Here is a 20,711-nt window from a genome sequence, read left to right on the forward strand (position 1 = left end):
CTGTCTGGCCGAGTGAGTAGATGCCAACGGTATCGCGGTTGAGGCAGGTTGTCGTGCGGTCGATGTAATAGGCCCGATAGTCGGGGTGGACATTCGGATGGAGAGCCAGCGCAAGGATGAGGATTTCTGACACGGCCAAAGCCGCGGCGAGCGCGTAACACCCAAGCGAGATCGCGCGTGCGTAGGGGTTGCCGACGTCAGACCAAAGCAAGGTAGCCCCCAATCCATGCCACTGTCATGAAATAGCAGGCGACCAGAAAGAGAAACAAAGCGGCTATCCAGGTCAGTTTCGATGCCGACAGCAAGAACGCCATCAACAGTATCAGAGGCGCAAGCCCAATGACGTATCTGACCATGGAGGCCAGATTCGTAATCAATGGCACGACAATGCTGATCGCGCAAAAGATACCAGCGCCATATTGCTTGCGAGCCATCAGCACGACTGATAGCGCCAGCCCGGCGATTGCCGCGAGCGCACTCCATTGCGGCGCCGTGGGCAGCCACCCGGTCTTGGGAAACGCTGAGAGGCCGTCCCACAGAAACAGGATCGGGTTCCCAGCCACTCGTCCAAAGGCGCGTTGGACGTGCAGGAACGCAAAGCCGTCGCCGACAGTGACATACAAAAACAGGATGTAAGCGAACAAGCCGGCAGGCGAGATCAAGATAGCGACGAGCAGATCCGGCCGACCGAGCACCCAACGAGGAAAGGAGAGTGGTGAGCCGCCCCCTTTCCGATGCTGTTGGAACATTTCAATGACGGTCGCAAAGACGACAAGGACCCCAACAAGCCGCGTTGCCGAGAGGAGCGCTGACGAGATGCCAGCGGCGGGATAGCTGGAGCGTTTGAGTGCCAGGAAAACGCTCGAGGTCAGGAGCACGAAAAGAGGTTCGGAAAGGAAAGTGGTGAAGTGGAAGGAGAACGGGCCACTAAGCAAAAAAGCGCAGTACAGCACATAGGCCTGCATGTTCTTCTTCAGCAGCGGCCATGCCACCAGACATGCGGCGTAGCTGCATGCAAGTGAAGCGACGGTTGCGACCACTATCGTGGGGAAAGGAAAAATCGCTCGGATCACCGCTACCAGCAACGGGTAGAATGGAAAGAAGCCCCATCGTCCGACATTGCTTTGGTTCGGGATGGGAAAGCGCTCGTAGCCGCGTTCGGAAATATCCACATACCAGTGGCAATCCCATCGGCAGAGCGCACGAGCATAAGCCTCGAAGCCTGGCTCTGCCAATGTTGAAGCAACAGCGGCATAACGGATGGCAAGGCCAGTGAAACCGAACAGGAGCGGGACTGCCACCACCGCTGCCGCTACCATGTGGCGCCTGTTGATCCTCGGGCCGTAGTCGGGGAAAATCTCGAACTGCTCTGCGCCCTTCATCGACGGCGCATCGCCGGGGCTCTTGATGGCCGGGACGAGATTGTCAGTCCCGGATTTTCTCATCGCGAAGCACCGGCGCGGCGCGTTTCCATCCCCTGATGGGAGCCCGCTTCGACTGTGACCAAACCGCCGACCGTGGCCTTGCCAGCTTCATAGTCGACCGGCGTGGCGTGGCCCGGCGCCTTTGCCTTCTCCGGCGCGTTGCTTGCCCGACGGTCGTCGCGCAGTTCCAGATGAGTGACGCCGCCTGCCGTCACCTCGAGCCCAAAGTCGATGCCAGTCTGTCTCTGCGCCATGTGAGAGATTCTGGAGCGCGGCCGGCGGTCGTCAAGAGGTTGCTAATATTCGAACGGCAAAGGGCAACAATCCTTTGCCTGCATCACATATCAGTTCATTTTGAACCAGCCTTCGGGAACGCCTAAGGGCCGCGTTCGGCACCTTTGCCAAGGCGCGTTGTAACGAGCCGCAGCAACCGTTTGCATTCCGGCTCATGACGCAAAGCTCCGGCCAAGGACTCTTTTCAGGCCGGTCGTGCCAAGCGGCCACGGCCCCAAGTCGCGCATGTCGACCTGCTAGCAACAGACCAAGGAAATCATAATTTGTCGAGCTCGCCGCTTCTCGTATGGACCGGTCGTTGTCGCCGTTTTGATGACCTCGGGACGATCGTGGGGCCAAATTGCTTGCCTAGTGGAGGTCAGCGTCGTCGACGGGCGGAGGCGCGAAGACCGAGATCGCCTTTGGATGGACCTTGAAATGGGCTGGTGTCGAGGTGACGATCTCACCATCGGTGTTGACCGGCATCGGCTTCTCCGTCTCGATGTCGAACTCGACGCACCTAGCCGTGCGCACCTCTCGCCAGGCGCCATGCCTTCCAGACCGGAAGGAGCGGAGCATCAGCGCCAGCTTCCAGAGGTTCGTCATTTCCAAGCTATAAAGATCGAGATGTCCGTCATCGATCTCGGCCGTCTCTTCCACCACGTTGCCGCCGCCGTAATGGCGACCGTTTCCCACCGCAATCTGGTAGGTTTCGACGTCGGTCGACGCGCCTTTCTCAATAATCTTCGCGTGGAATCGCGTGGCCCGCGTCAACACTTTCACCGCCGCCAGCGCATAGCCGAGCCTGCCGAAACGCTTCTTCAAAGTGGGATCCAGACCCTTCGCCAATTCAGTGCTGAGTCCGATACTCGCAACGTTGAAGAAGGCATTGCCATTGACCGTGCCGATATCGATCTGCCGGAGTCGGCCCCGCACGATCACGTCAGCGGCCTGCAGAAGGTCCATAGGGATGTCGAGTGTGCGAGCGAGGTCATTAGCCGTTCCCATAGGAATAATGCCCATCGGCAGGCGGCTTTCCACTACAGCCATCGCCGCCGCCGACAACGAACCATCGCCACCGCACACGACCACAAGGTCCGCCGTTTGGCGCAAGCGAACGATGTCACGAGCGATCTCCGGCAACGCCTCGAACTTTTCGACAGTGACAGAAAGCCGGCCGCGCTCCAGCCGCTCCACAATCGGGGCGATCAGCTCCTGGCCGCGCCGCGCCTTTGGATTGAGGAGCAGCAATGCGCGCCTTTTGGCCAGTTTGCTCATTCAAAGATCGATCCGATGGTTCATAACGCATGCACACAAGGCGGCTGTTCATTCGACCGCAGCCGACGTTTTTGGCTCTCCGGACCTACCTCCACCGCGGTTGCGAACGGCGCAATTTTTTGACCTCCAGCGGCCCCTGGATCGCTATCCGAGTTCGTGGCCGTCACGCCGTGCACAACCGTCCTGGCAATTTCGCACAGGTTCTGGTGGTGCGTGAGATAGACCACTTGGCCAGCACATGCCATTCCCAACAAGCTGAAACCTCCTCGGAGAGGACATGGTCGAAGGAATGATCATCGGCGCGCCTATTTATCGCGGAAGAGGTTGAAGCGCGGTCGATCGCATCGCGGATATATCCGGGGCGGATTTGCAGTCCGTCCTTCAGCGCGCCGCTTTGATGCTCCGGAACGTCGCCGGCGTCCCGCTGGAGCCTGAGACAGAAGATGCGCTCAAGCCCATTGCCGGAGAGATTTAAATCGGCAGCGCCAGATCGGCCTGGCTCTGTAAAATCTGGGAGCCGGTCGCGATTGGCCGGAACCAAACAGAACAGCCGTAATTATCAGCCGAGGGAAGCAACCGCATAGGAAGCGGAACGATGGCTGAAATTCTTGAAACTTGGCAGTTCAAGGTTGCGCTTCAAACGTGCTGAGAAATCGTTGAGGCGCGCAAAGGAAGAAACGGACAGGAAAAATGGCGTGGTGAATATCGCCCTGTGCTGCAGGGTCCGGGCAGCTCAACAGCGCGTGACGGAGGCCTCGGGAGCGCCAGACCAATATCTATACGCGGGCGGCCTCCAAATCACCCCCGAATGGACATGAAATGGCGAGGAGTTGCCGTCATGACAATACTGTTTGAGCCGCTGGACTCGGATTACCATAAGCGCAGCGTGCTTTACCACGCCACGCGGTTGTCGATGCTCCACGATCGAATGCTGATGCGTTTCGACAAGGTAGACGAAGCGGCCGATAAGGTTGAAGCCGCAGCGGCCGTGCTGGTCGATATCACCCACGGCTCTGCCCTCGACGCGTTCCAGAACTCGGTGTTGCGGAATTCGTCGGCAGATTTCCTTCAGATGGAAACGGGTCAGACCCTCGGCCTCTGATCTGCGAGGAATGGCCGCAAGCGTTCGGCGGCTAGGGGGAAGGTCCCGCATCCGCGCCCGATGGGCAGGGCTCTCGCGGGTGTCCCGCCAAACTTGCGATTCGGGTCCAAGGTTCCGCTCAGAAGCCTGCCACGTTCGGCAGCATTCTCGTTGGTGCGCGCTCTTCGCCCAACCGGCCCCAGTCGCCCCACTTCACGCTCAAGCCAGCTTCGCCTGACGGACGCGTCCTGCCCCTCGGGCATTTACGTTTTGATAACCCTCCTGAGTTTGAAGACAAAACCTATCGGCTCCTTTTGCCTTGCATCGTGTTAGGGCTTGGAACAAACCAACGGAGCTGCAAGCAAAATGGCCGCCGTAACCAATGCCAAGGGCGTTCCGCTCCCCTATAGTGGGTCCTCCGCAAGGTGGTACTCGGCGACGAATTCGAGCCCGGCCCTCTACGGCAGCATCTACAACGATTCGCTGTATGGCGACGGCAGCGTCAGCGTTACGATGTATGGCGGCCAGGGCGACGATATCTACTACCTGTACTCCGCGAAAAACAAAGCGGCGGAGCTGCCCAACGAGGGCATCGATACGATCTCGACCTGGATGAGCTACAGGCTGCCGGCGAATTTTGAGAATCTGACGGTCACCGGCGATAAACAATATGCCTTCGGAAACGCATTGAACAATATCGTCGTCGGCGGTTCCGGCCAGCAGACGCTCGACGGCTTGAAGGGCGACGACGTTCTCAAGGGTGGCTCCGGCGCTGACATTTTCGTCGTCAAACCAGGCAATGGCAGCGACCTTATTCTCGACTTCGGCGCCGACGACACCGTGCGCGTCGGAGGCTACGGCTTCCTCTCTTTCGACCAGGTGCACGCCAACATGGTGCAGTCGGGATCGAACGTCCGACTTACCCTGTCGCCAACCGAGTTTCTCGTCTTCGAGAACAAGACCATCGACCAGTTCAGCGCCAACCAGTTCGATCTCGCCCTGGACAAGTCGCATCTGACGCTCACCTTCTCGGACGAGTTCAATACGTTGAACCTGCACAGCGGTTCTAGCGGGACCTGGGATACGAACTTCTGGTGGGGTGCTCCGAACGGCAGCTCGCTCACCACCAACAGCGAGCTTCAGTGGTATATCGACACCAGCTACGCCCCCACGAGTTCGGTCAACCCGTTCAGCGTACAGGACGGTGTTCTCACCATTACGGCCGCCCGGGCTCCCGATGCGATCAAGCCCTACATAAACAACTATGATTACACGTCAGGTCTGCTGACGACCTACCATTCCTTCGCACAGACCTACGGCTATTTCGAAATTCGAGCCGACATGCCCGAAAAGCAGGGTGCATGGCCGGCCTTCTGGCTTCTTCCGGCGGATGGCTCCTGGCCGCCGGAACTGGACGCAGTGGAGATGATCGGCCAGGATCCCAACAAGCTCACCCTGACCAGCCACTCGAGCGCGACGGGGTCGCATACAAAAGTGACCTCGACCGTATACGCAGCGGATACCGCAGGGTTCCACAAATATGGGGTGCTTTGGACCCCAAGCGAACTGGTCTGGTATTTCGACGATGTCGAAGTTGCCCGCGCACCAACGCCTGCCGACATGCACAAGCCAATGTATATGCTGGTCGACCAGGCTGTCGGCGGCATGGCGGGAGCGCCCGCCGACGGGCTTGCCACCCCTTCTGAAATGCACGTCGACTATGTTCATGCCTACGCGCTGAATGAATGGTTCATCTAGGTGCCATGCTGGAAGATGGAGTGAAACCGACATCCTTCACCAACTGGTCTCGAACGCGTTCATTGCCGCTTGCCGCCGCACTAGGCCCGAGGTGAAGGACGATGTCTCACTCCCGCCCTTCTGAGCCGCCGCGAACAACGCTCACGGCCGTATTGGCTTCCTTTCGGCGGGCATTCGCCGGCATCGCCTTGATGAGCGGGGTCGTCAATGTCCTGGCGCTGACCGGCTCGTTCTTCATGCTGCAGGTCTACGATCGCGTCATCCCCGGCCGCAGCGTGCCGACGCTTGTCGGCCTTTGCGTGTTTGCGGGCACGCTGTTCCTCTTCCAGGGCGTTCTTGAGCTGATCCGATCGCGGCTGCTGGTGCGTATCGGCATGGCGCTCGATGCGCGGCTCAGCGGGCAGGTCTACACCGCACTGATGCGTCTGCCGTTGCGCACGAAGCTTCCCGGCGATGGCTTGCAGTCATTGCGGGACCTCGATCAGGTCCGATCGTTCCTGTCGAGCGCTGGGCCGACCGCGCTGTTCGACCTGCCCTGGATGCCGCTTTATCTCGCAATCTGTTTCCTGTTCCATTTCTGGATCGGCATGACCGCGCTCTTGGGCGCCATCATTCTGTTTGCCCTGACCTTACTGGCGGAACTACGCACGAGGGAGACGGCGAAACGTGCTAACAGCCAGGCCGCTTCGCGCAACACGCTGGCGGAAGCGACACGCCGCAACGTCGAGGTGCTTCAGGCAATGGGTTTTGGCCCACGCATTGCCGATCGCTGGTCTGCCGTCAACGACGACTATCTCAAGACGAATGCCAAGGCGAGCGATTTGGCGGGGACGCTCGGAACGATTTCGAAAGTCGTGCGCATGATGCTTCAATCCGGCATCCTGGCGATCGGCGCCTGGCTCGTCATCCATCAGGAGGCAACAGGAGGCATCATGATTGCCAGCTCGATCATAATGAGCCGGGCGCTGGCACCGATTGAACTCGCGATCGTGCATTGGAAGAGCTTCGTCAGCGCCCGCCAGGCCGGGGCCCGCCTCACCCACCTTCTGGGGCTGCTGCCCGAGGCTGCAACAACTGTCTCGCTGCCGCCGCCGTCGTTTCGCCTCTCGGTAGAGCGCATCAGTGTGGCGCCGCCGGGCGAGCGCCGCCTTGTCGTCCAGGATGCGGGCTTCGTGCTGGAGAAGGGCGCCGGCCTCGGCATCATCGGTCCGAGCGCTTCGGGAAAATCCTCGCTCGTCAGAGCCATCGCCGGCGTCTGGCTGCCAGTGCGCGGTACCGTCAGGCTCGACGGTGCGACGCTCGACCAGTGGTCGTCGGAAGACCTCGGCAAGCATGTCGGTTATCTGCCGCAGGATGTCGAGCTGTTCGACGGCACCATTGCCGAGAACATAGCTCGCTTCGAACCCCGGCCCCCCTCGGACAAAATACTGACCGCTGCGCGCGCCGCCGGTGTTCATGATCTGGTGGTTCACCTGCCTGAAGGTTATGAAACGCGCATTGGCGAGGCCGGGTCGGCGCTTTCGGCGGGCCAGCGACAGAGGGTCGCTTTGGCGCGTGCTCTCTATGGCGATCCGTTTCTTGTCATACTCGACGAGCCGAATTCCAATCTCGATGCCGATGGCGAAGCCGCCTTGACGGCGGCGATCCAAGGCGTGCGCGACAGAGGCGGCATGGCCATCGTGGTGGCGCATCGCCCGAGTGCATTGCAAAGTCTTGACCAGATCCTTGTCATGACGAACGGCAGCATTCAGGCCTTTGGCCCGAAGAATGAGATCATGACCAATGTGACCCGTCCCATCAGCGTTCCGTTGAAAGTTGTCCCAAGTCCTGAAGAGGCGGCGCTCTGATGCCGGAGAGGGCGACATCGGTGATCGACCGGGCCATTCGACGTTATCTGCTTGGCGGCATTGCGACCTCCATCCTACTGGTCGGTGGAGCGGGCAGCCTTGCCGCCGTGATCGACCTCTCTGGCGCGGTCATTGGATCGGGAAAGCTGGTTGTCGATTCCAGTGTCAAAAAGGTGCAGCATCCGACGGGCGGCGTGGTCGGCCAAATCTTCGTGCGCGAAGGCGATGCCGTGCAAGCGGGACAGGTTCTGATTCATCTGGATGAAACCGTCACCCGCGCCAATCTGGCCATTGTCACCAAGAGCGCGGATGAACTCGATGCCCGCCTGGCACGTCTCAAGGCCGAGCGCGATGGTGCGGACGCCATCGGTTTTCCGCCGTCGCTGATGTCTCGGCGGGACGATCCGGATGTCAGCGGAACAATGGCCGGAGAGCAGTCGCTCTTCGAGTTCCGCCGGCAGGCACGCGCTGGCCAGAAGGCGCAGTTGGCGGAACGTATCTCCCAGCTCGCCGAAGAAGTCTCCGGCCTGACCGAGCAAAAGGACGCCAAGAGCCAGGAAATCAAGCTGATCGGAACCGAGCTCGCGGGCATGCGCACATTATGGGAGCGCAAGCTGGTCTCGATCGATCGCATCACCGCGCTCGAGCGCGAGGCCGTGCGGCTGGAGGCTGAACACGGGCAGTTGATCGCGGCGATAGCGCAGTCGAAAGGTCACACGTCGGAAATCCGCCTGCAGATCATCCAGATCGATCAGGATCTGCGCAGCGAAGTCGCCACGGAGCTGCGTGAGGTCCAGGCAAAACTCTCGGAGCTAGTCGAACGCAAGGTATCGGCCGAGGACCAGCTCAAGCGCATCGACATTCGAAGCCCGCAGGCCGGCGTCGTCCTTCAGCTTGCCGTACATACGATTGGGGGTGTCATCACTGCGGGCGAACCGGTCATGCTCATCGTGCCGGTCGCGGACCGACTGACCGTCGAAGCCCGTGTCGCTCCACAGGACATCGATCAGCTGAAACAGGGGCAGGAGGCGACGCTGCGGCTTTCGGCCTTCAATCAGCGGACCACGCCTGAACTCAACGGAAGCGTCAGCAAGATCTCCGCCGATCTCAGCACCGACGAGCGCACCGGCGCCGGTTATTACACCGTGCATATCGTTTTGCCGCGCACGGAACTTGCCAGACTCAAAAGACTGACCCTGGCGCCCGGCATGCCGGTCGAGGTGTTCTTCACGACCAGCAGCCGCACGATGCTGTCCTATCTCGTCAAGCCCCTGGCCGATCAGATCCAGCGAGCATTCCGGGAGGAGTGAAGCGCGCCTGGGCTGCAGCGACCGGCCGCTTCCCGCCGCGAGCATTCATCGGCTGGGAAATTGGCGGAATGCTGCTTTCGGTTTATTGATCCTCGACGACTCCCTGCTGGGCTCGATCCACTGGCCGCCTCCGAGGTAAAAGGCACGGGGACGTCGAACGCGGGCACGTTGGCTTCAATGCTCAACCGGCCTAGGGGTTAAGGACCGAGTGGAGCCGCGCCTTGAGGGTGGCTTGCAGCATGCCAGGACATAGCCGACCGAGTTCTGCCGCGTCCGGCATGGCCAAAAATAGGAATTGACCCCTCGCCCGAGTCAATTCTTGCTTGACATTTATGTTCCCGTTCTGTTCACTTCCCGAGCCTGCCGGAAAGGCCAACTGCCATGCTCATGCCGATCATCACGTAAGGCGCTCAAAGGGATGAACCTGCTCAACGGCGAACTTAGGAGCGACTTGATGTGCTCCCTCCATCACGCGTGCGACACGCTAGGAGGAACCGCGATGGGAACGATGTACTTCGATGCCGAGGTCAAAGCCGAGTTGCACTCTGAAGCCGTGAAGCTTGTCGCCCGCTACGAAAGCCCGCTTGAGACCGTGAAGGCGCTGATGGCCTACAACCGCGAGCCAGAGACTCAGATACTCGCCATAGCCCAGGCATCCGGGGATAGGTTCCATTGGCTACGACGATACGCCCCCTGTTGTAGGATGACCGGCGTGGACATTGCGAAGTCCCGCCCTACGGCTAGGATAGCGCGGATGAACGGAACGACCTCCGAGGCAGCTTGTGCTGACGCACTCGCGGCGCTCCGCACGGCAGGGCGAGGCCGGGAAACGAAGTTGCCCATAAACTGATCGGAGGAGACTTGGTATTGCGACCCCTCGCGCGACCTCGGCAGGTTGAATCGTTCCCGGCGTGACAGGAGAGCTTTTTAGCCATGCATGACCTTATCGCTTTCATACAAAGCAACTCTGCGCTGGTGGCGGCTAACCCGTTGGCCTTTGCTACGTCTGCCGCATTGTTCGGCGCCGGCGGATTTGCCGTGGGGCGCTATTTCCTTGCGGAGCGCATTGCCAATCTGGAAAGCCGGATTGCGCGGCGCGACGAGGAGATCACGGACCTGAAGGCCAAGCAGAAAGCACCGGACCCGGAAGGCCCTGTGCCTCTATTCGAGATGACAGAGATGCTTCCCCCTGCGCCGTTCAACTTCAACCGGCTGTTGGTCAGCGGAAAAACACCCTCCAGGTTGAATAGTTTACTCTCCCAACAGAAAGCACCAGGCTGATCGTGGTCACGGCCTTCCACCGTCATGAGACCGGCGACCTGCAACCGGCAAGCATGCTGGCCTCATTGCGTGGTCGCGCGAGGGTAACCCTTCGGTGGCTTATGGCGAGCCGACGACTCTGTTTGCGGGTGGCGACGTGCCGGACATGGAATAGCTGGAGGTGGTTTCATCCTTGGCAGCTACTTTGAATACGTTCCGGAATTCTGAGGTTGGCATTTCGTCGGCGAGTGCAGCGATGCAAACGCGCATCGCGTAATCCACCTGTTTTGGAATGCGGGACAACGAAAAGATCCGACAGGAATGCCAACCCCCTACTCCACGATCTTCCAGTATGAGTCCTTGCGGATCACCTTTCCGTCACGAAATGTGTAGAAATCGCAACCTCGAACTTCCTTTTTGACGCCCTCGCGGGTGGTGCCGGTGAGGGTCCATTTCGACATGCCGGTGTTGGCAGCCTCGTCCGCAAAGTGCTGTCCACTGCCGTAATGCACATCGGGCAAACCCTCAAAGCGTGTCGCTAGCGCGTCTCGTACGCTGCGCTTGCCCTCGCAGCGCGTTCCCCAAGGCTCGGCCCCCCTTGGCATCTCCAGAACGCAGTCGTCGGCAAAGAACGCCATGATGCGGTCCAGATCGTGCGCATTGAAGGCCTCGCAAAGCTCCGTCAATGTGGCTCGAATGTCCATTCGCGAACGGCTCCTCGGATTTCGAAGTAGGTCACTGGCGGCGGATCCGGTCAAGTGTCCAGCCAGACACCCTGGCTATGACCGGGATGGAGCGCGGCTTCCGCCACTCACCCCTTCTTAGCGAACGCCCAGACCATCAGCGGGTATTCCTCGTCGTTACTGAGATCCCGCCACAGGCCGTAGGCGCGAACAGGGCCACCGATATGGGCCCTGGCGCAGGCCTTGTTGCCCCAGCCGTGGACCTTGACGTTGGCTTCGGGGAAGCCGCCGTCCACCATCAGCTGCTTGAGTCCGGCGGGCGTCCATCTGTTGTAGTCGTGCGGTCTGGCGTGCACGCGAAACAGGAAGGGCGTTGCCACCATCGCCCAACCGCCGGGTCGGGTCATGGCGTGGATGTTCCGCACCGCCGCCTGCGGACGCTGCACGTGTTCCAGCACCTGGTCGGCGATGACGATCGAATACTGCTCATCGGTGCGGTCGTTGCAGATGTCGAAGGCGGGGAAGTCGACAGAGCGGTAGTTGGAGCACATTGTGCGCCAATAGCGGTTCCAGCCGGGCGAGATCTCGATCACGTCGGAGGATTTACGGTTGCTGGCTTCGAGAAAGAGGCTGAAAGCCTCGATCTGGCGGATACGCAGCCAGTTGCGGGAATCATAGCCAAGCAGCCGCTTGGCTGCCTGTTTGCCACGGCTCTTCAGGGTGCCGGCAAGGCTCTCAGTCATCACGACCTCCAGAGACCCGCCGTCCTTGCTGGTAGCACTATGTTATGGGCAAAAGATGACAACGCAGCGCCGCCGCCGGCGGCGCGACCAGAAACAATGTACCAGCAGGGCCACCGCCCCACAGTGGAGCTTCCGTTCCCATTTCCCACTCAGACAACGGATGAGCAGACTAACCCTGCTTAATAATCGCCGTTGTAGTACCTGTCGTCGCACGGCGCCGTGTAGATGCGGCCGCGGCGGTCCTGGTAGCGGCACATCTGTTCGCCGCGACGCTGCGGCGTAGTGGCCGAGCCGACGACGGCGCCGAGCAGGGCGCCGCCGGCAGCGCCGATGAGCGTGCTTTCGGTGTTGCCGCCGATGGCCTGACCGACGAGGGCGCCGCCAGCGCCGCCGATCAGAGCGCCAGTTCCGGCCCGCTGCTGGCCTTCGGTCTGCGCGCACCCGGCCAGTGCCGCGGTCATCAGCACGGCGGCTATGACTTTGTGAACGTTCATGTAAGGTCTCCCTTGAAGGCTTGATATCCCTATGGCTTGCCACCTGCGGCTGCAATGCGGCGGAACGGGGGCACGAGCCGTCACGATAAAAGACATGGTTTCTCGGGTGTTGATAGAAGCCTGCCTGCTATTTTCCTCGCTTCTCGTTTTATGGCGACAAGTCCCATTCGGTACAAAGTGTCGATCATTGTGTAACGAGATTGAAGCCTCATACCGCTAGGATCGTCCGGTTCAAGCGGACGTTCAATCTGCCTTCCAGGCGCTAAATGATGGAACAGGCGCACACGGTCCGTCGACCTGCTGAGAACGCACAGCGCGTGCGCGCAGCTCAATACCTGCGAATGTCCACCGACCACCAGAGCTATTCGATCGACAATCAGAAGGATGCAATCCGTGAATTCGCGGATGCGATGAACTACGACACCGTGGCCACATACGAGGACGCCGGTCGCAGCGCTTGAACCTCGAAGCAAAGGCTGTTGGCGGATGTCGAAACGAAGAACGCGGATTTCGAATCGTCATCGTCTACGATGTGAGCCGCTGGGGGCGATTCCCGAACCCCGATGAGAGTGCGTCGTACGAGTATCGGTGTCGTGTTGCCGGCGTTGAATTGAATATTTTGGCGAACAGTTCGCAAACGATGGCAGCATCGGATCAGACCTGCTCAAGGCGATAAAGCGCACGATGGCGTGCCGAGCACAGCCGGGTGTTGTCGGTCAAGGTGTTTGCCGGCCAGTGCAGGCTCGTTCGAATGGTGATACCGGCAGGGAGGGTCGGCCGGCCTGGGCCTGAGGCGCCGGTTCATCGACCAGCTTGGGCGCACAAAGACCATGCTCGCTCTCAAAGAGTACAAGGGCCTCCAGACGGATCGGGGCATCCTCGTGCATGGACCACCTGATGAAATTGCGACGGTGCGCTGGATCTACCATGAATACGTGAAGGCTGGTCGGACCGAGCTTCAGATTGCGCGGTCGTTGAATGCCAAGGGAGTGGTCACCGGTCTCAACCGACCTTAGAATTTCCGCTGCCCAAATTGTAGGCGCTGCCGCGATCAGCCTAGCCGTTCATCGGGTGCAAGGCGGGACAGTAGGCCGCGAATAGAGAAACGCAGGCCATCCGACGCGAAAACAAGATCTGGAGCCTCTCCAAATAGGCTGGTCAATGCGGCGCGCATATAGCGTGTTCCATACCCTACTCGCGAGGGTTGAACTACCGACGGTCCTCCTGATTCGATCCATCTCAGCGTCAGCACTGGTTCCGAACTCGCCGTTATATTCCATTCCAATCGTATCCTGCCTTCGGGGCGGGACAAGCCGCCATATTTAATGGCGTTTGTTGCTAGTTCATGAAGCGAGAGGGCGAGAGTTGTACCGGCATCGCGCGAAAGCAGCACCTCGGGTCCGTCGATCGTGATGGCAGTTTGTTGCTTGGAAAGGTATGGCGCGAGGACCGATTTTGCGACATCCGTTAAGGCCACGGTCTCGCCACCGGCAGCAAAAACTGCAGAATGAACATCCGACAAGGCTCTCAATCGCCCTTTGAAGTCTTCTGCAAGCCCTTCTGCCGAGATCGCACCGCGCCTGGTCATATCGAAGATGGATATGACGGTCGCCAGGATGTTTTTCACTCGATGATTTAGTTCAAGGCGGAGTTCCGTCTCCCGCTCAAGATAGTCACGCACGTCGCGCTGGCGAATTCTGGTGAGGAGTGCCGACTGGATTCCGCTTATTAGTTCGAGCGCAGCCACTGGACGCTGATAGTATATCTGACGTGAACGTGGCCAGGCAGCACTCAGCGCCGCTTGGATGCGTGACTGCTGTGCCCCACGGTCCAACAAAACAACGATTGGGATTTCCGACCAATTCGGCTGCGACTGAAGGAAACTTTCAACTGTTGCGATAGCCTGAGGATTTAAGGCTTCATGGGTAACAACCAGCACTCCAGGGGACAGTGCAAGCAATCCCTCTAAGTCCTCGGGGCTCGCCGCTCGAGCCCGTAAACCACGTTCCTGCAGCAGGGAGGCGGTGTAACCAGCATCCTTGCGGTAAGGCGCCAAAATGAGCACCCAATCCAGTGTTCCCAGCCCGTTTCGCTCGACGTCGCTCACGTCTCGGGCAGAGGATTGTAGGCAACCACGGAAACGCCGGAACTCGCGATGAACAGTTCCCGGACATCGAGATCGTGGGGACCGTGGCGTTTCTTGACGACCGTGATATTGCGCCTCAGACGGCCTTCATGCTCGGACATGCGCAGCAGAAGCACGGTGTCGCCGAGAAAACTGACGTCCACGTCGATCCCAACATTCTGCCCGAGCAAACCATGCTGGGCGACAATGAGCATGGTTAGCACGTCAGCGCGAGCGAGATGTTTCAGGAGAGACTGGATGTCCAGCACCGCCTTTTCCCGGTGGGGAAGAGAATTCAGATAGCCGGTGAAGCTGTCAATCACGACTACCCGGGTATTGTTGCGACTGACGACTTGCTGCACAATCTGGCCGAACTCTCCGGGCGAGATTTCGTTTGGACTAAAATCGTAGATGACGAGTTGGCCATCCCTGTAGAACTGCCGAAGATCCATCCCAAGGCCTTCGGACCGGCGAAAGAAAGTCTCCAGCCGCTCCTCAAACAGGAACAGGGCCACGCTTTCGCCCCGCTGAAGCGCGGCAGTGGCGTAAAGCGACGACATCGTCGACTTGCCTGTCCCCGACTGACCAATCACGAGCGTTATGGTTCCCGATTCCTGGCCGCCGCCGAACATCTCGTCGAGAGCGTCTACCCCTGACTTGATCAGCTGCGGCTTGGTCACTTCGGCAGGCGACCCGGGCACAATCCTCGGAAAAACCACAACGCCTTCGCCTTCGCGAATAGCCATATCGTGATAACCGTCTGCAAACGGCACACCGCGCAGTTTGCTGACTTCAATACGCCGCCGCACGCCGCCGTAGTCCTCGAGAGATTTATCAAGCCGGATCACGCCGTGGGCAATGCCCTCGATTTCCTCGCCATTGTGATCGCCTCCGCTGGTCTGGGTGTCGAGCAACACCGCCACAATGCCCCGCTTGGCCAGGAAGGCCTTGAAACCAATCAGCTCGCGCCGGAACCTCGGTGTGTCGCCGGTAATCAGCCGGATCTCGAGCAGCGAGTCATAAACAAGCCTGTGTGGCTTGTGTTCTTCAATCGCGCGTTCAATCGCCTTGCGCGTCTCATCCAATCGAAGGTCCGCAGTCTGGAAAATCGTCTGATCGGCCGCTCCGCTCAGGGTCTCCGAAGCGGACAATTCCTCAACGCGGATGCCATCAAGCGTCCAGCCGTGTGAGGACGCAATCGCTTGCAGTTCGGCGGCGGTTTGCGAAAGGCTGACATAGATGCAGCGTTCACCGGCTGCCACACCAGCGCGCAGGAATTGCAACGCCGCCGTCGTCTTGCCTGCGCCTGGATCGCCTTGCACGATATAGAAATTTGAAGCGGGCAATCCACCGCGAAGAATTTCGTCCAAGCCGGCAATGCCGGAACTTACAACGGGCTGCTTCTTTCGCTCGGTCATTCCGCCATCGTCTCCAAACAGGAATCGCAAGCCGCCAGTATCACAGGTTCGAAGTAGAACTGGGTGGAGCGATCGGCGGCCCGGCCCGGTATCTGAAATTCCAATTTCTGTAATGGCCGCGCCCCCGTCAGGCAAGTAGCTCGTTGCAGGCCACGGCAGTCACGGCCTGTGCCACAGCGCGCACGCCTTCCCATCGTCTGTGGAACCATCCAAGACGCCAGCAGTTTCACAGAGTTAACAAATGAACGGATGGGGTATGATTCAAGGAACCGTCGATAAAGCCGATGAGGATCGCTACCGCGTTCTCGTCGAGGCCGTTACTGATTATGCGATCTATATGTTGGACCGTTCGGGAACCGTGACGAGTTGGAACGCGGGGGCCGAGCGGTTCAAAGGCTATTCCGCCAGCGAGATCATCGGTCAGCATTTCTCGTGCTTCTACACGGAGGAGGATCGCGAAGCTGGTCTTCCATCGCGGACTCTGGAGACAGCAGTCCGCGATGGCAAATTTGTGACCGAGGGCTGGAGGGTTCGTCGCGACGGGACTCCTTTCTGGGCTCACGTTGTGGTGGATCCTATACTCGATCCAAGCGGCAAACTAACCGGCTTCGCCAAAGTCACCCGTGATCTTACCGAGCGCAAGAAAGCGGAGGAGGAAATCCGGAAAAATCAGGAGCAGTTCCAGCGTCTGGTTCAGGGCGTGACAGACTACGCGATCTACATGCTTGATCCTGAAGGCGTAATCACGAGCTGGAACTCGGGTGCAGAACGCATCAAAGGTTACTCGGCCGACGAAATAATCGGCAAGCACTTTTCTCAATTCTACACGCCCGAGGATCGCGAGCGAGGCCGTCCGCAAAGTGCCCTGGAGATCGCCGCCCGTGAAGGGCGAGTTGAGCGCGAAGGCTGGCGTATACGCAAAGACGGCACTGCGTTCTGGTCGCACGTGGTCATCGACGCCATTCGGCACGAGGATGGCGAACTCCTGGGGTTCGCGAAGATCACACGCGACATTACGGAGCGGAAGAAGGCGCAGGAGTCCTTGGATCAGGCACGTGAGGCCCTTTTCCACTCCCAAAAAATGGATGCGATCGGCAAACTGACGGGCGGCGTCGCTCACGATTTCAATAATTTGCTGATGGCGATTCTGGGTAGTCTTGAGCTGCTCCGCAAACGGCTTCCCGACGATCCACAATTGCTGCGTCTTCTCGACAACGCGGTGCTCGGCGCGCGACGGGGAGCGTCCTTGACGCAGCGCATGCTGGCCTTTGCCCGGCGGCAGCAACTCGATCCAAAGCCTGTCGATTTGATAGGGCTCATACACGGAATGAAGGATCTCTTGGAACGATCGCTGGGCTCAAGGGCGATCATAGAGACGAAATTTCCGCTCTCGCTTGATCGTGTGATGGTTGATGAAAGTCAAATCGAACTCGCATTGCTCAATCTGTGCGTCAATGCCAGGGACGCGATGCCTGGCGGCGGAACGATCGTCATCTCCACTCGGATGGAACAGGTCGGCGAAAGCAAAGAGGCTGGCTTGGCCCCGGGCCCCTACGTCTGCCTCTCGGTAGCAGACGCTGGCGAAGGAATGGACGAAGAAACACTAGCTCGGGCGACAGAACCGTTCTTCACCACAAAAGGCGTAGGCAAAGGCACGGGTCTCGGTCTGTCTATGGTCCATGGGATGACAGAACAAATGGGCGGGCGCCTAGTGCTCAAGAGCTCCAGGGGAACCGGAACCACAGCGGAACTATGGCTGCCGATCGCAACCGCGAGCTCGGAAGTCGCGCGCGGGCCGGATGTTCTTGCCGAGGAAGCCATTGAGACGGCGTCGCTGCGGATTCTGGCAGTGGATGACGATGCGCTGGTCCTTTTGAATACCGCGGCAATGCTCGAGGATCTCGGCCATACTGTCGCGGAGGCGCATTCTGCGGCGGCAGCCCTCAGGTTGCTGGAGGAGCAGCCGTTCGACCTCGTCATAACGGATCATGCTATGCCGAAGATGACGGGCCTGCAGCTATCGAATACGATCAAAGTCCAGTGGCCGAACGTACCCGTCATTATAGCAACGGGCTACGCCGAACTCCCGGGGACTCGCGACATCAAAATTCTCAGCAAGCCGTTTACTGAAGAAGAATTGGCGAACGCAATAGCAGCCGCTAATGTCGCGTAGGGTCGCCTTAGAGACCACCCCCTTTGAGTTCCTTGATGCGTCAAGCTGGGACAAGACCCTCCAATATTTTTCTCTGAGAGTACTTGCGAAGCGGCAACCTGCTCGGCGGTCAGAAGGGAGTTTTCTATGGAAAGTGTACGTTCAAGCAGCCGATTCGTGCGAGAGGACGACTTCGTTCTTCGAAAGATCGCTCTGGTCGCCTGCCCTACCAGCCTATGCCGCACTTAGCTCCCGGATCTAACTGTTTGCAAGGAATTGGGAACCCGCGAGGCGTTGTTCTCGCAGTCGCGCAGTCAAGCAGGAGTGCGGACAGGGCCTACCCAGCAGCGAAACAGAAGCGCTGGCGCTGGGTCTTCACCGGGGCTAAGGGCCATGTACGAGCTACCCTGCATGTCCGATTTTCAGCCTGCGCTAATATTGTAAATGAATGGTGACTGTGCGCACCGACTTCTCCGGGTCGTTGTGTTTGGCGTCCCTGTGGTTCCCGAAGGGCCGATATACTCCACCAGCGCGAGGCATGACCGCTCAGATTCTGTTGGTCGGCGCCAGGGTTCGCGCACCTCTGCGCCGGCCGCCACGGCACTTTGAGGTGAAGTGCCGCTCACCGGAGCTAGAACCCAGCAATTGGCCGACAATCGCCGAATAGCCGATTGGTTGAAAACGTACAGCGAATCCGTTGGGGTTATGCTGGACAACAGGGTAAACAATTCCTTTCGCTGGAAGGGAGGCCGCGATGGTTCGAACGCATTTAGAAGTTGCACAAGGCGTAATCGCAACCGGCTATCTTGTTCGGCATAATTCCATGATCGGAACTGCCAAGTTTCGCCAAGACGTGGATCGTTCAAGGCGCGCAATCGAGACATCGCGCGAACTGCTCAAACGCCTTCGCCAACGTCACCACGATGACATGGCGCGAGGGTGGGAAGATCCGGGCGTGGCAAGCGTCGCCGTCTGCGCCTTTGACGCCGACATTCTCCGCTCGGCATTCCGAGAGTTGGTCAGGCAAACGGGTGTGCCTGAGTATCAATGGCGTGATCTGGCCACGAGCCTGGTACATGAATTCACCGGGTGCGAGCAGATGGAAACTGGCCTGGTGGATTGGATCACCAGCAAGTAGCGCTACAAGGAAACCTTTTTGGGGGTTCGGAATTAGGGTCGCATGGCCCGCTTCTTCTTTGATTTAACCGACGATGGCGAAGTCTTTCCCGATCCTGAAGGAACCGAAATTGCGAGCCGGGAAGCCGCTGAAGATGAGGCAACAAGAGCGTTGCTTGAAATGGCCAAAGACCGGATGCCGGACGGCACTTTCAGAGAGGTTGCCATCCATGTCCGCGATCACACCAGCAAGTTCCTATTCACCGTGAAGGTCACGGTCGAGTTGGTGCGTGAGCCGCCCGATAGATGAAGACGCGGCCCTAGCTATTCATTATGGCTGCGCACCAACGCCAGCGGCATGCGGTCGCTGAGGCTGACATCATCCTTTCCGAACATCACGTCAACGCGCCGCATTATTGCTGAGTCCCACTAGCTGCTACAGCGGCTAGTCGAGAAGGCAGGCGCTATCCAGCCCTAAGGGGAGAGCTGGTTCCTTATTCCACCGGATAATGTCGACATCCTTGCAAGATGCACATCATGCCCGCTTTTGCCTCGATCAGGAAATAGTCAGATTCGTACGGAGCAGAGTCTGTACGATTCCAACCCTTTAACTTTGTACACCCCTGATTTGTAATTGGGCGGCCGAGGGGCCGCCGTGCATCAGGTTGCATTTCACTGTCAATCGCGCGCCAGAGGGCGTATCCTGTTGCGCTATGTCCACTACTTCCACATCCAGACCAGCTATACGGCCCTGATCAACGCAAAATCAAACCTTGAAGAGCGGTTGGCGCGCTGGCTCCTAATGTGTGACGATCGGGTCCACGGCGAGCGCCTTGCGATCACCCATGAGTTTCTTGCCGTCATGCTTGGAGCAAGACGCCCAGGCGTTACCGTTGGGCTGCAAGTGCTGGAAGGACGTGGTTTCATCTATTCTCGACGTGGCGAAGTGCACATCAGGGACCGCAGCGGACTTGCGGCCTGCGCAAACGGCACCTACGGCAAGCCAGAAGCCGATTACGTTCGGCTAGTTCGATTATAGCGCTCTAAGTTCGATTATAGCGCTCCAAGCATGCCGGACGTAGACCGCAGTGATCCAAGCACCTGCGCCCCGCGCCAGCAATACAGCCCGTCCCGCCCACATTGCCGGTGACACGAAACGGCTGCGGAGGCCGCGATGCGACCCGATTGCAATCCAACCCTGGGCGCGCACGGATGTTCCGGTCTTAACACTTTCTTGCCCAAAGAACAGCCTCGCGCAGGCCAGGCCCATGCAAGACGCGCGTCTACTCGTGATCGAGGTCTTCTGGGCGCTGAGACCGCGCACCACCATGAGTCCCGCGCGACCCGCCGATTAGCCTTCCTCGGCGCTATTGACGTTCGCAAACCGACCGGCTCATTGGTTGCGGCACAACGGTCCCGGCGGTCTGTCGTAAGGCCCCGCCGATGCGTACGGCGGGTTCGCACGCTGGAGCCCCTGCGCGGCTACACAGCGAAACCGGGTAAGCTCAAAGCCACTCAGCTTCCCTGAAGGGTGATGCTCAAGCTCAGCAGCCTTTCACCAGCCTCGTCCCTGACATAGATCGCCAATTGCTGCCCATCGGGGTCCTTGAAGAATTCAAGCGCCAAATCTCTGAGCCCGTCCATGCCCTCTCGGCATGCTTCCTCGATCCCATCACATTCGATCCCCTCATCGTCTTTTATGAGCTCGTCGCGGACACTGCTGTCAAAGAAATATCTCGCCATGGAACA

Annotated in this window: 20 protein-coding genes and 2 pseudogenes; 12 read left to right on the top strand and 10 right to left on the bottom strand. The window is 59.2% G+C overall.

Annotated features, from left to right (window positions below; translation table 11 throughout):
• From EN955_RS17975 to EN955_RS17990, 4 genes and pseudogenes are all read right to left on the bottom strand, one after another.
• Positions 1-211 (bottom strand): annotated as a pseudogene (locus tag EN955_RS17975) (hypothetical protein); the annotation flags it as partial.
• Positions 198-1,445, bottom strand: coding sequence for a hypothetical protein (locus tag EN955_RS17980; RefSeq protein WP_024504648.1), 1,248 nt, complete (start codon positions 1,443-1,445; stop codon positions 198-200). The pseudogene EN955_RS17975 and the gene EN955_RS17980, both read right to left, overlap by 14 nt.
• Complete coding sequence (locus EN955_RS17985) at positions 1,442-1,678, bottom strand: hypothetical protein (RefSeq protein ID WP_013525080.1); 237 nt, start codon at positions 1,676-1,678, stop codon at positions 1,442-1,444. The genes EN955_RS17980 and EN955_RS17985 overlap by 4 nt, the downstream gene beginning before the upstream one ends.
• Positions 1,679-2,066: 388 nt before the next feature.
• Positions 2,067-2,975 (bottom strand): lipid kinase, encoded by a 909-nt coding sequence (locus EN955_RS17990; RefSeq protein ID WP_013525079.1) that lies wholly within the window; start codon positions 2,973-2,975, stop codon positions 2,067-2,069.
• Positions 2,976-3,813: 838 nt separating this feature from the next.
• Here EN955_RS17990 and EN955_RS18000 point away from each other — a divergent pair.
• The 6 genes from EN955_RS18000 (at position 3,814) to EN955_RS18025 (ending at position 10,252) form a co-directional block, all read left to right on the top strand.
• Positions 3,814-4,077: a hypothetical protein gene (locus EN955_RS18000; RefSeq protein WP_013525078.1), complete on the top strand. Its 264-nt coding sequence runs from the start codon at positions 3,814-3,816 to the stop codon at positions 4,075-4,077.
• 345 nt (positions 4,078-4,422) lie between these two features.
• Positions 4,423-5,814 carry a family 16 glycosylhydrolase gene (locus EN955_RS18005; protein ID WP_024504649.1) on the top strand — a complete coding sequence of 464 codons (1,392 nt, stop codon included), beginning with the start codon at positions 4,423-4,425 and terminating at the stop codon, positions 5,812-5,814.
• Positions 5,815-5,915: 101 nt separating this feature from the next.
• Positions 5,916-7,661, top strand: coding sequence for a type I secretion system permease/ATPase (locus EN955_RS18010; RefSeq protein WP_024504650.1), 1,746 nt, complete (start codon positions 5,916-5,918; stop codon positions 7,659-7,661).
• 20 nt (positions 7,662-7,681) lie between these two features.
• On the top strand, positions 7,682-8,971 hold the full coding sequence (locus tag EN955_RS18015; protein WP_338039895.1) for an HlyD family type I secretion periplasmic adaptor subunit: 1,290 nt from the start codon (positions 7,682-7,684) through the stop codon (positions 8,969-8,971).
• A 418-nt stretch (positions 8,972-9,389) separates the two neighbouring features.
• Positions 9,390-9,821: a hypothetical protein gene (locus tag EN955_RS35455; RefSeq protein ID WP_245265379.1), complete on the top strand. Its 432-nt coding sequence runs from the start codon at positions 9,390-9,392 to the stop codon at positions 9,819-9,821.
• An 83-nt stretch (positions 9,822-9,904) separates the two neighbouring features.
• Entirely contained in the window at positions 9,905-10,252 is a 348-nt protein-coding gene (locus EN955_RS18025; RefSeq protein WP_013525073.1) for a hypothetical protein, read from the top strand.
• Between the two features lie 311 nt (positions 10,253-10,563).
• Here EN955_RS18025 and EN955_RS18035 read toward each other — a convergent pair whose 3' ends face one another.
• From EN955_RS18035 to EN955_RS18045, 3 genes are all read right to left on the bottom strand, one after another.
• On the bottom strand, positions 10,564-10,989 hold the full coding sequence (locus EN955_RS18035; protein WP_255337261.1) for a nuclear transport factor 2 family protein: 426 nt from the start codon (positions 10,987-10,989) through the stop codon (positions 10,564-10,566).
• Positions 10,990-11,042: 53 nt separating this feature from the next.
• Positions 11,043-11,657: a methyltransferase domain-containing protein gene (locus EN955_RS18040; RefSeq protein WP_024504651.1), complete on the bottom strand. Its 615-nt coding sequence runs from the start codon at positions 11,655-11,657 to the stop codon at positions 11,043-11,045.
• A 179-nt stretch (positions 11,658-11,836) separates the two neighbouring features.
• Entirely contained in the window at positions 11,837-12,151 is a 315-nt protein-coding gene (locus EN955_RS18045) for a YMGG-like glycine zipper-containing protein (RefSeq protein WP_013525070.1), read from the bottom strand.
• Positions 12,152-12,420: 269 nt separating this feature from the next.
• Between EN955_RS18045 and EN955_RS35460 the strand changes: the two genes are divergently transcribed.
• Together EN955_RS35460 and EN955_RS35465 are read left to right on the top strand one after the other, a co-directional pair.
• Positions 12,421-12,612, top strand: coding sequence for a recombinase family protein (locus tag EN955_RS35460; protein ID WP_224673137.1), 192 nt, complete (start codon positions 12,421-12,423; stop codon positions 12,610-12,612).
• 369 nt (positions 12,613-12,981) lie between these two features.
• Positions 12,982-13,167 (top strand): recombinase family protein, encoded by a 186-nt coding sequence (locus EN955_RS35465; protein WP_024504652.1) that lies wholly within the window; start codon positions 12,982-12,984, stop codon positions 13,165-13,167.
• A 35-nt stretch (positions 13,168-13,202) separates the two neighbouring features.
• Here EN955_RS35465 and EN955_RS18055 read toward each other — a convergent pair whose 3' ends face one another.
• Together EN955_RS18055 and EN955_RS18060 are read right to left on the bottom strand one after the other, a co-directional pair.
• Positions 13,203-14,258, bottom strand: a complete 1,056-nt coding sequence (locus EN955_RS18055) for a sensor histidine kinase (protein WP_024504653.1) — start codon at positions 14,256-14,258, stop codon at positions 13,203-13,205.
• On the bottom strand, positions 14,255-15,694 hold the full coding sequence (locus EN955_RS18060; RefSeq protein ID WP_024504654.1) for an ATPase domain-containing protein: 1,440 nt from the start codon (positions 15,692-15,694) through the stop codon (positions 14,255-14,257). Before EN955_RS18060 ends, EN955_RS18055 begins: the two co-directional genes overlap by 4 nt.
• 256 nt (positions 15,695-15,950) lie before the next feature.
• Between EN955_RS18060 and EN955_RS18065 the strand changes: the two genes are divergently transcribed.
• The 4 genes and pseudogenes from EN955_RS18065 to EN955_RS18080 form a co-directional block, all read left to right on the top strand.
• Positions 15,951-17,867: a PAS domain-containing sensor histidine kinase gene (locus EN955_RS18065; protein WP_032899476.1), complete on the top strand. Its 1,917-nt coding sequence runs from the start codon at positions 15,951-15,953 to the stop codon at positions 17,865-17,867.
• Between the two features lie 733 nt (positions 17,868-18,600).
• Positions 18,601-18,984: a hypothetical protein gene (locus tag EN955_RS18070; protein WP_024504656.1), complete on the top strand. Its 384-nt coding sequence runs from the start codon at positions 18,601-18,603 to the stop codon at positions 18,982-18,984.
• A 42-nt stretch (positions 18,985-19,026) separates the two neighbouring features.
• Positions 19,027-19,272: a hypothetical protein gene (locus EN955_RS18075; RefSeq protein ID WP_024504657.1), complete on the top strand. Its 246-nt coding sequence runs from the start codon at positions 19,027-19,029 to the stop codon at positions 19,270-19,272.
• Positions 19,273-19,665: 393 nt separating this feature from the next.
• Positions 19,666-20,001: pseudogene (locus tag EN955_RS18080) on the top strand (helix-turn-helix domain-containing protein); the annotation flags it as partial.
• Positions 20,002-20,477: 476 nt separating this feature from the next.
• Here the strand turns inward: EN955_RS18080 and EN955_RS18085 are convergent.
• Positions 20,478-20,705: a hypothetical protein gene (locus EN955_RS18085; protein WP_013525064.1), complete on the bottom strand. Its 228-nt coding sequence runs from the start codon at positions 20,703-20,705 to the stop codon at positions 20,478-20,480.
• Positions 20,706-20,711 lie beyond the last annotated feature (6 nt).

It is taken from the genome of Mesorhizobium sp. M7A.F.Ca.CA.001.04.2.1, assembly GCF_003998485.1.
Taxonomy (GTDB): domain Bacteria; phylum Pseudomonadota; class Alphaproteobacteria; order Rhizobiales; family Rhizobiaceae; genus Mesorhizobium; species Mesorhizobium ciceri.

What these genes read in the sequence shown, in the direction of transcription:
- EN955_RS17980 (WP_024504648.1), bottom strand. Translation starts at nt 1,445, where the DNA reads ATGAGAAAATCCGGGACTGACAATCTCGTCCCGGCCATCAAGAGCCCC.
- EN955_RS17985 (WP_013525080.1), bottom strand. Translation starts at nt 1,678, where the DNA reads ATGGCGCAGAGACAGACTGGCATCGACTTTGGGCTCGAGGTGACGGCA.
- EN955_RS17990 (WP_013525079.1), bottom strand. Translation starts at nt 2,975, where the DNA reads ATGAGCAAACTGGCCAAAAGGCGCGCATTGCTGCTCCTCAATCCAAAG.
- EN955_RS18000 (WP_013525078.1), top strand. Translation starts at nt 3,814, where the DNA reads ATGACAATACTGTTTGAGCCGCTGGACTCGGATTACCATAAGCGCAGC.
- EN955_RS18005 (WP_024504649.1), top strand. Translation starts at nt 4,423, where the DNA reads ATGGCCGCCGTAACCAATGCCAAGGGCGTTCCGCTCCCCTATAGTGGG.
- EN955_RS18010 (WP_024504650.1), top strand. Translation starts at nt 5,916, where the DNA reads ATGTCTCACTCCCGCCCTTCTGAGCCGCCGCGAACAACGCTCACGGCC.
- EN955_RS35455 (WP_245265379.1), top strand. Translation starts at nt 9,390, where the DNA reads ATGAACCTGCTCAACGGCGAACTTAGGAGCGACTTGATGTGCTCCCTC.
- EN955_RS18025 (WP_013525073.1), top strand. Translation starts at nt 9,905, where the DNA reads ATGCATGACCTTATCGCTTTCATACAAAGCAACTCTGCGCTGGTGGCG.
- EN955_RS18040 (WP_024504651.1), bottom strand. Translation starts at nt 11,657, where the DNA reads ATGACTGAGAGCCTTGCCGGCACCCTGAAGAGCCGTGGCAAACAGGCA.
- EN955_RS18045 (WP_013525070.1), bottom strand. Translation starts at nt 12,151, where the DNA reads ATGAACGTTCACAAAGTCATAGCCGCCGTGCTGATGACCGCGGCACTG.
- EN955_RS35460 (WP_224673137.1), top strand. Translation starts at nt 12,421, where the DNA reads ATGGAACAGGCGCACACGGTCCGTCGACCTGCTGAGAACGCACAGCGC.
- EN955_RS35465 (WP_024504652.1), top strand. Translation starts at nt 12,982, where the DNA reads ATGCTCGCTCTCAAAGAGTACAAGGGCCTCCAGACGGATCGGGGCATC.
- EN955_RS18060 (WP_024504654.1), bottom strand. Translation starts at nt 15,694, where the DNA reads ATGACCGAGCGAAAGAAGCAGCCCGTTGTAAGTTCCGGCATTGCCGGC.
- EN955_RS18065 (WP_032899476.1), top strand. Translation starts at nt 15,951, where the DNA reads ATGATTCAAGGAACCGTCGATAAAGCCGATGAGGATCGCTACCGCGTT.
- EN955_RS18070 (WP_024504656.1), top strand. Translation starts at nt 18,601, where the DNA reads ATGGTTCGAACGCATTTAGAAGTTGCACAAGGCGTAATCGCAACCGGC.
- EN955_RS18075 (WP_024504657.1), top strand. Translation starts at nt 19,027, where the DNA reads ATGGCCCGCTTCTTCTTTGATTTAACCGACGATGGCGAAGTCTTTCCC.
- EN955_RS18085 (WP_013525064.1), bottom strand. Translation starts at nt 20,705, where the DNA reads ATGGCGAGATATTTCTTTGACAGCAGTGTCCGCGACGAGCTCATAAAA.